Source organism: uncultured Thalassospira sp. (assembly GCF_963976115.1).
Taxonomy (GTDB): domain Bacteria; phylum Pseudomonadota; class Alphaproteobacteria; order Rhodospirillales; family Thalassospiraceae; genus Thalassospira.
Genome location: NZ_CAXBJJ010000006.1, coordinates 1 through 13,472 on the forward strand (window position 1 = coordinate 1; position 13,472 = coordinate 13,472).

At 53.3% G+C, this 13,472-nt stretch carries 13 protein-coding genes and 1 tRNA gene; 8 read left to right on the top strand and 6 right to left on the bottom strand.

Features of this window, described 5'->3' with window-relative positions:
* Positions 1 to 440: 440 nt before the first annotated feature.
* Positions 441 to 980 carry a hypothetical protein gene (locus AAC086_RS08475; RefSeq protein WP_339777651.1) on the top strand — a complete coding sequence of 180 codons (540 nt, stop codon included), beginning with the start codon at positions 441 to 443 and terminating at the stop codon, positions 978 to 980.
* A gap of 696 nt (positions 981 to 1,676) precedes the next feature.
* Here the strand turns inward: AAC086_RS08475 and AAC086_RS08480 are convergent.
* On the bottom strand, positions 1,677 to 2,087 hold the full coding sequence (locus tag AAC086_RS08480; RefSeq protein ID WP_339777652.1) for a DUF4169 family protein: 411 nt from the start codon (positions 2,085 to 2,087) through the stop codon (positions 1,677 to 1,679).
* A 164-nt stretch (positions 2,088 to 2,251) separates the two neighbouring features.
* A complete protein-coding gene (locus AAC086_RS08485; protein ID WP_339777656.1) occupies positions 2,252 to 3,379 on the bottom strand; it encodes a hypothetical protein in 1,128 nt (375 codons plus the stop codon).
* A gap of 335 nt (positions 3,380 to 3,714) precedes the next feature.
* On the opposite strand from AAC086_RS08485, the gene AAC086_RS08490 reads away from it, so the two are divergent.
* Positions 3,715 to 3,791, top strand: a tRNA-Arg gene (locus AAC086_RS08490).
* Between the two features lie 220 nt (positions 3,792 to 4,011).
* Positions 4,012 to 4,533, top strand: coding sequence for a hypothetical protein (locus AAC086_RS08495; RefSeq protein WP_339777658.1), 522 nt, complete (start codon positions 4,012 to 4,014; stop codon positions 4,531 to 4,533).
* A 12-nt stretch (positions 4,534 to 4,545) separates the two neighbouring features.
* Here the strand turns inward: AAC086_RS08495 and AAC086_RS08500 are convergent, their stop codons facing one another.
* Positions 4,546 to 5,712: a GGDEF domain-containing protein gene (locus tag AAC086_RS08500; protein ID WP_339777660.1), complete on the bottom strand. Its 1,167-nt coding sequence runs from the start codon at positions 5,710 to 5,712 to the stop codon at positions 4,546 to 4,548.
* A 390-nt stretch (positions 5,713 to 6,102) separates the two neighbouring features.
* Here AAC086_RS08500 and AAC086_RS08505 point away from each other — a divergent pair, with 390 nt between their 5' ends.
* Entirely contained in the window at positions 6,103 to 7,089 is a 987-nt protein-coding gene (locus tag AAC086_RS08505; protein WP_339777662.1) for a CoA ester lyase, read from the top strand.
* Between the two features lie 87 nt (positions 7,090 to 7,176).
* Here AAC086_RS08505 and AAC086_RS08510 read toward each other — a convergent pair whose 3' ends face one another.
* Positions 7,177 to 8,007 (bottom strand): NAD(P)H-dependent oxidoreductase, encoded by an 831-nt coding sequence (locus tag AAC086_RS08510; RefSeq protein ID WP_339777663.1) that lies wholly within the window; start codon positions 8,005 to 8,007, stop codon positions 7,177 to 7,179.
* A gap of 98 nt (positions 8,008 to 8,105) precedes the next feature.
* Here AAC086_RS08510 and AAC086_RS08515 point away from each other — a divergent pair, with 98 nt between their 5' ends.
* Complete coding sequence (locus AAC086_RS08515; protein WP_339777664.1) at positions 8,106 to 9,020, top strand: LysR family transcriptional regulator; 915 nt, start codon at positions 8,106 to 8,108, stop codon at positions 9,018 to 9,020.
* 87 nt (positions 9,021 to 9,107) lie between these two features.
* Here the strand turns inward: AAC086_RS08515 and AAC086_RS08520 are convergent, their stop codons facing one another.
* Positions 9,108 to 10,130 carry a zinc-binding alcohol dehydrogenase family protein gene (locus tag AAC086_RS08520; RefSeq protein ID WP_339777666.1) on the bottom strand — a complete coding sequence of 341 codons (1,023 nt, stop codon included), beginning with the start codon at positions 10,128 to 10,130 and terminating at the stop codon, positions 9,108 to 9,110.
* A 140-nt stretch (positions 10,131 to 10,270) separates the two neighbouring features.
* Here AAC086_RS08520 and AAC086_RS08525 point away from each other — a divergent pair, with 140 nt between their 5' ends.
* Positions 10,271 to 10,699: a helix-turn-helix domain-containing protein gene (locus AAC086_RS08525; protein ID WP_339777669.1), complete on the top strand. Its 429-nt coding sequence runs from the start codon at positions 10,271 to 10,273 to the stop codon at positions 10,697 to 10,699.
* Here AAC086_RS08525 and AAC086_RS08530 read toward each other — a convergent pair.
* Positions 10,675 to 11,196 carry a GNAT family N-acetyltransferase gene (locus AAC086_RS08530; RefSeq protein WP_339777672.1) on the bottom strand — a complete coding sequence of 174 codons (522 nt, stop codon included), beginning with the start codon at positions 11,194 to 11,196 and terminating at the stop codon, positions 10,675 to 10,677. The two genes, AAC086_RS08525 and AAC086_RS08530, sit on opposite strands and share 25 nt — an antisense overlap.
* Before the next feature lie 162 nt (positions 11,197 to 11,358).
* Between AAC086_RS08530 and AAC086_RS08535 the strand changes: the two genes are divergently transcribed.
* On the top strand, positions 11,359 to 12,318 hold the full coding sequence (locus AAC086_RS08535) for an acetyl-CoA carboxylase carboxyltransferase subunit alpha (RefSeq protein ID WP_339777673.1): 960 nt from the start codon (positions 11,359 to 11,361) through the stop codon (positions 12,316 to 12,318).
* A gap of 352 nt (positions 12,319 to 12,670) precedes the next feature.
* Positions 12,671 to 13,450, top strand: a complete 780-nt coding sequence (locus tag AAC086_RS08540) for an MBL fold metallo-hydrolase (protein WP_339777676.1) — start codon at positions 12,671 to 12,673, stop codon at positions 13,448 to 13,450.
* The last annotated feature ends 22 nt before the right edge of the window (positions 13,451 to 13,472 follow it).

Consider the following 13,472-nt stretch of genomic DNA (forward strand, 5'->3'; position numbering starts at 1 on the left):
ATTAAAGGAAAAGTGCTTTAAAACAGTCAAACTTGCGACTTTGGTCTTTTTTATTCGAAAAACGCCAAAATGTTGCCGTTTGCCAAAATGGTCTGTGTGCCGTTTTCGCTGCTGAATCCTGCCAACAAACATATTGGCACCGCGATCTGACATCGTGAATATAGGTTCGCACCGACCAGGTTGTGTTTTAAGCCAGAAACTTGTTCTCGCCAAACGTGTGTTTTTTAACAAAATTCTCGTGCTCTTTATCATTCGGGCACAATTACAATCCCGATATCCGATTAAAATCAAAAAAATTCTACCGGGGCGCACTCTTGTCTTCACAAGTTTGAAACATATCTGCAAACTATACTTATAATAAAGCAGCCCGGTATTCATACCGCAAACAATGAAGGTTGCACTGGGGAGGGAATTCGTTTCGCCAAAGACGGAGGCCCATAATGACGACCACAACAGATTACATTCCCGGCGATCCCGCCCTGATGTTGACAATCTTGCGGTCAGCATCGGTCGGATTAGGTCCGGATGCTCTTAGGGAAAAAGTTCTGTCCCTGTTTTGCTGCGACGATGACGGCACGCAAATTATTCTGCAAGATACCGCGGCCCTGCGCGACCGCATTGAATATGCGGCATCCCACCTTAAAATGGCCGGCCTGATCCGCATTGCCGATAACGGCACCATGTCCATCACATCACTGGGCAAAGCCATGCTAATCACTTATCCATTGGGCATTGACGACGGGGTTTTGTGCTCCCTGCCTGCATTTCGCAACAGGATTTACACTGATAACGCCCCGGTCATACCCGCTCGACCCCGCATTAACCCTGCTTATGGGCATGGGTTTTCCGCAGGCCTTGGTGCCCACCGCCTGACCGAAAACCCCTATCCCGCCGATTGCCGCGAACATGAAGACTGGTTGATGGGGTGGGACGAAGCCCTTGACCAGGACAAACGCGAAAAGGAAACGCTCCTAAACTGACTATGAAAAACTGATTTTCGGCACCAAAAACAGCTATTTGACAGACCGCTATTTGACATAAGGTGTCACCCGACACCGCCCCGAATTGCAATATCAACCGAAATGTTGCAAACGAACCTGTACCGATTGTGCCTATCCGCACGATGCGCAGCTGTGACGAAATGTTACAGTGCGCCGAAACGTCTTCAAAGGCGGGTAAGGAACGGCACGGGCGGACCGAACCGGGTCAAATGGGGCTTCCCCGTCCATCCCTGCAATAAAATACGGCCCGCATTTTTTAAGGCCATTTTCGCGCGCAGCCATCGTCGCCGCCAAATCACCCGTTGCCGTCCAGCACAGCTTTCATTGCTCCCATCGCCAAAGCCGAGTCGCAACAGACATATCAAGCCTGCCAACAAAGCAGGCATGTCCATTTCCGCCATATTCTAAAGCATGTTTCCTTTAATATGACCCATTTTGTTTGTTTTTGGCGTGTCGTTTGGCAAGGCACAGCGCGCAGCGCGATGCGGCGCATCGGGTGAGCGGTGTAACGCCGCCAAACACCGCCAAAATCAAACCCTGCGGGTCAGCGCAGTCTGCCGCCTGGCCGCGTCGAAATCCTTGTCCGTAAACCCATTACGCCCTGCGGACTTCTCCTTACCAGGCGGCAGACTGAGCTGGCAAAATCGGTCATATTAAAGGAAACATGCTTTAAATTTACGATTTATCCTCAGGATGCTTTTTGCCGCGCCATGTGTCCATCCGAATAACACGGGATGAACGCGCCGCATCATCGCGGGTTTTGGTGGCGCGGCCTTCTTGATCAGCACATTCCTCATCACCGGTTGCATCATCCAGCGTTTTAAGACCTGTTGGCGAAAGGTTCGGTGCCCCATCCTGCGGTGCGTCGTCAGTCTGGCGCAAATGACCGTCAATTTTTTTGGCGGCCATATCCTGTTGCGCACGGGTTTCATCACGTTCGGAACGGGTGCGGCCATACGCAGCCCGGTTGACCTCCGCCTTTCTGGATTTTTCATCGCGTGCCTTGCGTTTGCGATGCTGACGCAAATTCACCACATCGACCATGATCACCTCGAAAATTACGATCCGAACAAACTGATCTGACAAAACCTGTCACATTCATTCCCCAATGACACCCGGCCAAATTAGGGGACATCGCCGCCATTGCGTAGATCGTTTCGTAAACAGCCCGTTTGCACAACAGGAAAAAGGGCACCCCCTGAAAAGGAGGCACCCTGTTTGGCCGTTCAACTGATCAGGATCGAAACTGATTAGCGAACGAAGACGTGAACTTCGTTTGCAGACACCAAAGAACTGGTCGAGTCTGACAGGCGCACGCGCGAATTGGGCATGCCCATATCGGTCAGCGACCGCACAACACTTTGCGCATCGCGTTTCGCCTTGCTGCTGTTCAATGCAACCTGTGCCGGTGTGCCGCGGTTCGGCGTGACAGCAACAATATCAAAGGTCGCATCCGGACGACGTTCCAGCGCACGATTAACAGCGTTGTACAGGGCCTGTTCATATTTCACGCTGGCACTGTCAAACCGGATAACAACCAACGGACGATCAGCCGCGTCGGGCATCGTACGGTTGCTGGCGATCGGTTGTGCCGGTGCTGACTTTGTTGCCAGCGATGCGCCAAAAATCTCGCCATTTTTAACCGCAAGCGACAAAGCGTTCAGATTGGAACGTTCCCCGGCGATATAATTGGTCTGACGTGACAGGTCTTCGCTGATTTCACTTAACAACCGGTCGATCAAAACCGAGGTCCGGCTGGTTTCGTCTTCCAGCATTGCCAACTGACGGTGGTCTTCGTCAACCGCACCCGACACCTGATATGCCGAACGCACCGATTCGAGCAGGAAGGTCGACAATGTCGAATCAGCTGCAACATCGTTGGCCAGTGAATTAAGCGATGCGATATCGCCATTCACCCGGTCAAGTTCCAGTTGCGCCTGGTTCCACTGATTGACCAGCACAGGGTTACCTGGCGTGGTCCCCACCTGAAGGCGCGCATTAATCGCGGCAACAGTGCCATGATAAGCCTGTGAATGGCTTACTGTCTGGGCACGCAACGTTTGCAGCTCGTTATTATGAGAATTAAGCGCCGATTTCAGGCGGTTCAATTCCTGACGCATGCTTTCAACCTTGGTCCCGACAAAAGTCCCTGTCGTAGACATACCGGTTAACGGCTGCGTGCTGCGCATGACATCGGCCTGTCCGGCCCCTGTCCCAATGTCCGTTTGCGCGGCCCCCATACTGGCGGAAGACTGACGCGCCGAATTTCCGGCATCCTCCCCACTGAGCGCCGGCCACATGGCATCGGTAGAATTTGAACACCCGCCTAACAGCAGGGCGACGCCGAAAACGGCGAGGTAGGTTTTGCGAACGGCCATTTCGATCAATTACCTAATAGGAATAAGCGAATCTCCCGGAGCCTGCTTTTTTATAGAAGAAACAAGCCCCTGCTCCCCTGGGATTGAAAAGCATCTTAATAGAGGGTTCCCTACGGAACAAGACGCATTTCCCCCTTTTTTCCCGTAAGATAGCGATAATCGACAACATGGCGGAAAACAGCGGTGTTTGACGGGCTTTGACGATGCTTTTTTACGGCCTTTTCAAAAAAATACAGTTTTTTGAAAATTACCGCTTGCAAAGATCAGCGCGTTTTCATAAGTTCCGCTCCGCCGACGGGGAGCACACTTCGCAAGCCGCCGGAAACAAAGACGATGCGCCCATAGCTCAGCTGGATAGAGCATCTGACTACGAATCAGAAGGCCGGAGGTTCGAATCCTTCTGGGCGCACCATTGAAAGGCTCGACGTTAACGCGTCGAGCCTTTGTTTTTTCCCGCCTGCCACCATCACCAGCCGCCATCCTGCCTTGTCGCGCGACCAATACCCCAACCCGACACAGTTGGATGGATCATCAGGACAAAGCTGTGTTAAATGTTGCACACTCTATATTATAAAGTGTGACCCGCATTGCCAGTACGCCGGTTACCTTGCCGGAAAACAACGGAGACCATTATGAACGCCAATACCCGCATTACCATTTCCTGTCGTGACCGGGTGGGGCTGGTGTCTGATATTACCGGGCGCCTGTTTGATATTGGCGTCAACCTTGGCCCGACCGGCTTTGCCCTTGATCAGGGGCGCGCCACCTTCACCACAGAATGCGAATTGCCCGACACCTGCCCGATCACGGAATGCGAGGTCGCGCTGTGTGAATTAAGTATGGAACAGCCCGAAGTCACGGTAGAGGCGATCTATCCAGTGTTGCCTGCAGCCGACGCACCGGGGGCAACCCACATGATCGAATGTACCGGCATCGACCAGCCCGGCCTGATTGCACGATTATCGGAAATATTTATCGAATTTAACGCCAACATCGTGCAACTGGCCGCAAGTGCGACCCAAGAAAACGATTCGCGTGTTTACAGCACACAATTTGCCGTTTCCATTCCGGCTGATCGTGCTGCCGCCTGCCTGGCGACGCTCGCCAATACGGCAGGTTCCCTGCGTCTGCTGTTCAAATTCCGGGAAATCTGATTTTGCCTGCCGCTACACAACCACCCTGTTACGCCCGGCATTCTTGGCAAGATAAAGCTTCTCATCTGCTTCTTTAAGAACATCCCAGGCATCGCAAGGCCGACCATCTTTTTCGCTGATACCAACCGATACAGTTATTCCAACTGCCAGCTTTTTGCCTGGCAAGGTAAAGCGCGTGGCGGCAATCTGGTCACGCAAATGGTCCAGCACGTCATATGCCCAGGCAACATCGCGCCCGGAAAACACAATGGCAAATTCTTCCCCGCCATAGCGAAACGCCTTGCCGCCATGACCAATATGGGCCAGTTCGCGGGCAATCTTGCGCAAAACAAAATCCCCGGCATCATGCCCATGGACATCATTCAGTTTCTTGAAATGATCGATATCGAGCATGGCAACGCTATATTTCCCGCCAAGTTCGGCCAAGGCATGAACAAGTGCGCGCCGCCCGGACAAACCGGTCAAATCATCGACAAATGCCATGCGCCAGGCTTCCTGCACCAACGCCAGCAAAATGATGCCCGTCGCCGCCAAATATCCGAACGGAATGTATTTGGCCCCGGCCAATGTCGCCACCAGGACCGCGGGTAATGTACAGGCAAAGGCAAATTCAAGCGGCCGCCCCCTTGCCAGCAACACCAAAAACACCAGTGCGAAAAGGATAATTGCCGCCTGGGGCACGGCATTGGCAAAACCGGCCAGTTCAATAAACTGGACATCCAGCACCTTGGACAGCGCAGATGCGACATCGGGTCGAACGGCAAGCAGCATCAGGGCAAACAACTGAACCGCCAGAAACAAAATCCGGGCAATGCCCCGCTTTCGAAACACGCCGCGTTCCGACATAAAAGCAAACAACAGCATGTTCAGCGGTATAATATAAAGCGATGCCAGTTGGAGAAATCTGTCTCCCTGTGGCCGAAGGAATTCTGCCGCACCGAAAAAGAACCAGTAACAAAAAGACAAAACCAGCATCGCAAACACAGCCCGGCTGCGGTTAAACCAGCAGCCCAGAACCACGCCCAGGAATGCCACAAAAAACGGGCGATATTGCAGGAAGCCCATAAAATCACCAGGCAGAATCGCCGCCTGGTCGGCAAATACCAGTGCCAAGGCCGACGCTAGAATCAAAAGCGGCAGAAACCCTATAGAAAGGCAGGTAAAAAAGGCGCGACGCATCAGCCCCCCGGCCTGTTGGATCGATTCTCTGAAATTTGTTCGCCAATATAAAGAGAAACTCTGAAGAATCCCTATAATAGTTTGAATTTAAGACAATGACCTGAAAACACCGCCGAAACAGACCAACCCCTGCCTGCCAAAGCTTCGTTCACCGCACAAAGGCACGTATCGCGCGCGCCAATAAACGTGTGTTGTGTCGGCAGAAACGCATCTCCAACCATCGTCGAATTGGACGCAGCACAACAAGTTTTGCTAACATGGGCAAAATCATTGCGGCACCAAAAAACAAAGACCGCAATATCTGCCAAGGCAGGCCCCGGTACAGGTTTGACGTCATTGCCCCGTTTGCGGCATCCCGCCGCTTTGCGCAATGACAGCAAGGAGAACGACATGAGTTTCACCACCCCGACCCCGGCACCGGCGCGCCTGAACCGATCCGAACTGGCCGTGCCAGGCAGCCGCATCGAACTTTTTGAAAAGGCCGCCAAATCAAAGGCCGATGCCATTTTTCTGGATCTGGAAGATGCCGTTGCCCCGCGCGACAAGGAACAGGCCCGCACAAACATCATTAGCGCCATCAATGACATTGACTGGGGCGACAAGGTTTTATCGGTCCGCATCAACGGGCTGGATACACATTATATGTATCGCGATGTTGTTGATGTTCTGGAACAGGCCGGCGACCGGCTGGATCTGATCATGATCCCCAAGGTTGGCACGGCGTCCGATGTCTATGCCCTGGATATGCTGGCAACCCAGATCGAAGCCGCCAAGGGGCGCAAAAAACGCATCGGATTTGAGCTGATCATTGAAACAGCCCTTGGTATGCAAAACATTCATGAAATTGCCGCTGCCTCCAAACGCAATGAAAGCCTGCATTTCGGGGTTGCCGATTATGCCGCATCGACCAAGGCCATGACCACCGGTATTGGCGGCCCCAACCCGCATTACGGCGTTTTAACCGACAAGGACGGCGACGCCCCGCGCGATTATCACTGGGGCGATATGTGGCATTATGCCATTGCCCGCATGGTGGTGGCGGCGCGCGCCAATGGCCTGCGCCCGATTGACGGCCCGTTTGGCGATTTTTCCGACCCCGATGGCTATCGCGCCCAGGCCGCACGGGCGATGGTACTGGGATGCGAAGGGAAATGGGCCATTCACCCCAGCCAGATCACCCTTGCCAACGAGGTTTATTCCCCCTCGGAGGCCGAGGTCACCAAGGCCAAACGCATACTTGAGGCAATGGAAAAAGCCCAGAATGAAGGCGCGGGTGCCGTGGCCCTTGATGGCCGCCTGATCGACATTGCATCGATCAAACAGGCCGAGGTTATGGTGCATCAAGCCAACGTTATTGCCGCCAAGGACAGCAAATAAACGCCCGAAAAACATACAGGGCCGCATTGATCAAACCCAGTCAACACGGCCCTGTACTTGCTGGCAGATATTGATGACACCTGAATATTAGCTGCCCGCACGCTGCGCCGGGCCAAAAACCGTTTCAACCGGGTCGCCCGGTTGCACCAGATGAATGCGCGTGCCACCTTCGCCTGTTCCAAGGCCAGGTTTAAGTCGCTGACTGGCATCATAATGCCCGCCATTCTGGGTGCGAAAGGGAATGGGCGCTGTGGTGAACAGATTTTTCAAACGGTCGCAAAAATCCTTGCTTACCTGTTGCCACCCCGCCTCATCCATCCGATCACTTTGATAGACGGAAAAGGCTGGCAACACATCAAACCCGGGATAAAACAGGGTGCCATGCGCGATAGGCCATAAAACATCATCCAGGCTGCCATTCACCCCCCGGTCGCTATAATGGGGTGAACGCCCGCCAATCGGCACAATGATCATGGCACGACGCCCGGCCAAAACCCCTTCGCCATAGCGGTCACCCCAGCGTTCACCCCCGTGTTTGCCAACACCATAGGCAAAGCCAAAGGCAAAAACCCGGTCAAACCACCCCTTTAAAATGGCGGGCATCCCAAACCACCACAGCGGAAAACTGAACAAAACAGCATCAGCCCATAAAAGCTTTTTCTGTTCGGCGTCGATGTCCGGGCTTTGGGTTTTGGATGCAAAAGCATGGCGCGATTCAGCGACGTAACTTAACCGCTCCGGGGCAATGATGTCGGTAAAATCCCCCTCGTCGGCAACCGCCTTCCACCCCATCGCATATAAATCCGACACCAGCACGTCATGGCCTTGCTGGCGCAATGTCGCAACGGCCAGATCCTTTAGCGCACTGGTCAACGACCGGGGTTCGGGATGGGCATGAACGATCAGAATATTACGCATAATTCCGTCCTTTTTGAATAATCACCTTTGATACGTGATCATTCCCCATCACCCTGCTATCGTTGAAATCAAAGCTTTTATGGTCTGGTATAAATCAAATGGATATCGAACAGCTTGATCTCAATTTGCTGGTCACCCTCGACACCTTGCTGGCCGAACGCAATGTCACGCACGCGGCCCGTCGCCTGAACCTGAGCCAACCCGCGATTTCGGCCCGATTAACACGCCTGCGCGACCTGCTGGGCGACCCGCTTTTATTGCCATCCCAACGCGGCATGATCCCGACCGAACGCGCGTTGGACCTTCAGGCCCCGCTGCACGACGCCATCGAGGCGGTGCGCCGCGTCATCGCAGAAACCAGCCCGTTTGACCCGACAAAGATCAAGGCGACAATCGCCATCGCCGCCAGCGACTATGTCCAATATTCGGTTTTGATACCGCTTGCCCAAATCATGCGGACAGAAGCACCGGGTATTTGCATTGCCTGGCGCACAATTGATACATCCCGGCTTGAGGCCCAAATGGTGCGCGGCGACATCAACCTGGCGCTAACCACACCGGAAACAGCACCTGAAACCTTGCATATGCGCAAACTCTATCAGGAAAATTATGTCGCCATTGCCCGCCCCGATCATCCTTCCATTCCCGGAAGCCTTGATCTGGAAACCTTTTGCGCCCTCGACCACGTCATCGTTTCACCTGAGGGCGGCGGGTTCCACGGACCGGCGGATGATAGTCTTAAAATACTGGGCTATGAACGCCGGGTGGCACTGTCCGCACCGGGGTTTCTTGTGGTGCCCGAAATTGTCGCACATAGCGACATGATCGCCCTTGTCCCCAGCCGCGTCGCGCATAACCGCAGCGGCCGCCTGCAAATCCTGACACCCCCCTTGCCAGTGCATGGCTTTGACATGGCCCTGGTCTGGCATGACCGCACCACAACACATCCGTTGCATCGCTGGCTCCGCGAAAGAATTTATGCGCTGCTTCGCCCGCCCGCAACAGCACCATAAAAAATGCCGAACCGGCCATTTTCAACCGGTTCGGCATCCCGTTTCAGATGACCAGGGCCTGTCTGTCACACCCTGATTCCTGCGGTGTTAAGCACCAAGGCCCACGAAGGTGATTTTGCCAATCGCCTTGCCCGATTCGAGGAATTCATGCGCCTTGCGCAGGCTTTCGGGGGTAAGGCCGCCGTAATTTTCGGTTGCTGTTACCTGAAGTTTGCCTGCATCAACCATCTTCGCGATTTCGCTTAGCAATTTATGTTGTTCGATCATGTCGGGGGTCTGGAACATGGACCGGGTAAACATAAATTCGTAGGAAAAGCTGGCTGATTTTGCTTTTAGCAAATCCACATTATGGTTGTTCATTGCCTCGGTAATCGAGGCAATCCGTCCTTGCGGGGCGATCAGGTCGCACATCACATCCCAGTATGCGTCGGTTTCCGATGTGCAAAGAATATAGTCAACCGTGGCAAAACCGGCCCCTTCAAGCTGTTCCTTTAGCGGGTTATGGTGGTTGATCACGTGATCCGCCCCCATTTTGCTGACCCACGAAATGGTTTCCGGGCGCGATGCCGTGGCAACCACCTGCAAACCGGCACTTTTGGCCAATTGAATGGCAATGGAGCCAACACCGCCGGCCCCGTTTATGATCAAAATGCTTTTGCCTTTGTTGCCCGCAATATCGGTGCGATCAATATTCATGCGGTCAAACATGGCTTCCCATGCCGTGATTGCGGTTAACGGAAACGCCGCTGCGGTGGCAAAATCCAGGCTTTTGGGTTTTTGTGCCACGATCCGTTCGTCAACCAACTGCAATTCACTGTTCGAGCCAGGCCGCGTAACATCGCCCGCATACCAAACGTCGTCGCCTGCCTTAAACAGGGTCACATGTTCGCCAACCGCTTCGACCACACCAGCCGCATCCCAGCCCAGCACCTTAAAATTACCGTCGTCGGCCTTGCCTTTGCGCACCTTGAAATCAACCGGGTTAACGGCAACCCCCTTGATACGGACCAGAATATCGTGCCCCGTCGGGGTTGGCGTGGCAATGTCAGCCTGTTCAAACAGGTTGGCATCCGTTACCGCGCGGGCAATTTTTAATCCAATGGCTTTCATGATCGTTCCTCCTTGCCGAGGTTTGATTTGCGAATGCCGGAATGCTAACGCATAATTGCCCAACTGATAAGTACGCACAGTTTTGGCCAGTAGTAACATTTTGTATACTAATGGGATTTTCTGCCGGTTTCGGAGGATGAATGCAAAATTTTGATTGCCCGCCAAATCGCAGCCCCGGTTGCCCGGTGGAAGCCACGCTAAGCGTTATTGGCGGAAAGTGGAAAGGTGTTGTGCTGTACCATCTGCTCGACGGCACCAAACGTTTCAACCAACTGGGTCGTCTTATGCCGGGCGTCACCCAGCGCATGTTGACCCGGCAATTACGCGAGCTTGAACAGGACGGCCTGATCAATCGCAAGGTCTATGCCGAAGTTCCCCCCCGCGTTGAATACAGCCTGAACCCAAAGGGCGAAACCCTGCGCCCGATTATTCTGGCCCTTAAAGATTGGGGCGAGGCGCATGTGCCCTATTATGCGCGCCCCGTTGAAGCTCATGACAAATCGCCAACAGAACCGCCATTGTCTTCACAAAAAACGCCCCTAAATCAGGCGATCGAACGCGTTTCCTGATCGGCGATGTCGCGCGTCATGATCCAATAGGTCGGCTCGGTGAAACCGGAATGCACCCCTTCACCCGTTGTTACAAACCCGCAGCGCTGAAAAAACGCAACATTCCCTGTCAGTTCCTGGCGCACATTCAGACGAAGCCGGGACACAGCCCCTTTTTGAACAACATAATCACAGGCGGCATCCATCAAGGCGCGGCCAATGCCCTTGCCATGATACGCAGGATCAACCGACATTTTATACAGATAGGCATCTTCGGGCGTGGTCTCGATCCATATCTGAGCAATAATGGCGTTCTCATTTTGCCCATCGCGGGCAACCAGCACAGCATCGCGCTGAAAGCGCCACTGCAACTCGGCCACATCCACCCGTGTTACCGAACTGGGCGGGTTCACGATACCATCCTGAGCGGCAAATGCCGCTTTCAGAATGACAATCAGGCGGTCAAAAACCGCAATATCAGGATTCAGAAGCGGCTCGATACGTAAATTGGTAGACATATTCTTTCCATTTGGCAAAGTATCTGGGCAAAATTCATGCAATTTGGCCGATGATAGGGTCAAATATTGAATTTATCGCGCCTTTTTTTGCTCCACCCTTGACGTGGCAGACTGATCACGTATGTTCCGCTCCATTGTTTCCCAGCCGGATTTGACGTCCTGATGCACAACTTTCTGGATTTCGAGAAGCCGATCGCCGAACTTGAAGGCAAGATCGAAGAACTTCGCCATTTGAGCGGCAATGACGATGAAGTCAACATTGCCGACGAAGTCGCGCGCCTGCAAGACAAGCTGACCAAATTGCTGCAAAGCACCTATGGTCGATTGACACCATGGCAGAAAACCCAGGTTGCCCGTCATCCGGACCGGCCGCATTTTGTGGATTACGTCAAAAACCTGTTTGACGGTTTCACACCGCTGGCCGGTGACCGGCTTTATGGCGAAGACGAAGCCATCATTGGCGGCCTGGCACGGTTGCGTGGCCGCAGCGTTATGGTGATTGGCCATGAAAAAGGCCGCGATACCGAGTCGCGCGTCAAACACAATTTCGGCATGGCCAAGCCCGAAGGCTATCGCAAGGCAATTCGCCTGATGCGCATGGCCGAACGGTTCAATATTCCGGTAATTACACTGGTCGATACCGCCGGGGCCTTTCCCGGCGCCGACGCCGAAGCCCGCGGCCAGTCCGAAGCCATTGCCCGGTCGATTGAAACCTGCCTGGACATCAAGGTGCCCCTGGTTTCGGTTATCATCGGCGAAGGCGGGTCGGGTGGGGCCATTGCCCTGGCAATTGCCAACACCGTGTTGATGCTGGAAAATTCGATTTATTCGGTTATTTCGCCAGAAGGCTGCGCATCAATTTTATGGCGTTCGGGCGACGAAGCCAAAACCGCCGCCGAAGCATTACGCCTGACCGCACAGGATTTGCAGCAGCTTGGTGTGATTGACGATATCATCACCGAACCCTTGGGCGGTGCACAGCGCGAACCCCAAAATGCCTGCAAGCAGGTCGGCGATGCGATTGAAAAAGCATTGATCGAACTGTCCGGCCTTGAAGGGGGTGTTTTAAAAGCCCGCCGCCGCGACAAGTTTCTGGAAATGGGCCGTCAGGGTATTAACTGATCCCCTCTTTTCATTTGTATTTAAAGGGCTGACAGTTTTGCACTGTCGGCCTTTTTTTCCCACCGACCCGCCCCCCATATTGCCATGTTATGGCACGAAACGAATCCTTTTCGACGTTTTGATCCTGCAGCCCACCTTATAACGAACGCCGTGGCAATTACCGGACAATTTCGCCAAAAATTGCAAAACCCCCAATACTCTGACGTGCATATTGCCTCAAAGGGCCGCAAAATTGGTTTTAATTTGGCAAAATTCCCCCCTGACACCGGGATCGTTACAAATTTGAATAAATTAAGGTGGTTCCCGGTAGGCTTCCTCGACTAAGATTTCCCCAAGCAAGGGGAGTTGGGGAATGAAGCTTACTTTTGCGGGAGCAGGATCAGCATTCTGTACTGCCGCAGATAATTTCCAAAGCAATATGATTTTGGAAACCAAAAATACCGAAACCGGCCAGATGGCACGGCTGTTAATAGATTGCGGCACCGATGCGCGCCACTCGCTGCATCGACTTGGCTTATGGCCAAAGGACTTTGAAGCCGTCTATATCAGCCATTTGCATTCCGACCATATTGGCGGCCTGGAATGGATGGCACTGAGCAATTACTTCATTTTCCATCACCACCGCGTCGATCTTTACATGGTTGAAGAACTGATCGAACCGCTTTGGAACCACAGCCTGCGCGGCGGACTGGAAGTAAGCGATCATGGTGACAGCACACTTGATACCTATTTTAACGTCAAACCTTTGCAGCCAACAGGCCGCTTTAACTGGCATGACGTTAATCTGGAGATTCTGCCGGTAGACCATATTGTCGCGGAAAAAGGAAAGATGCTGTCATTTGCGTTGTTTGGCACAACAAAATCGAAACGCTTTTTCATTACAACAGATGCGATTTTCGATCCCGATGCCCATATGGCCTGCTATCGCAAAGCCGATGTGATTTTTCAGGATTGCGAACTGGGTCCGCGTTGGTCTGGTGTGCACGCGCATTATGATCAGTTAAAAACGCTGCCCGACGACATCAAAGCCAAAATGTGGCTTTATCATTACACGGCCTATACAAAGCCCGATGCCGTTGCCGACGGTTTTTGCGGCTTTGTTGCACCTGGGCAAAGCTTTGACCTGACCTGACCGGATGTGCCGGGCGGGCGTC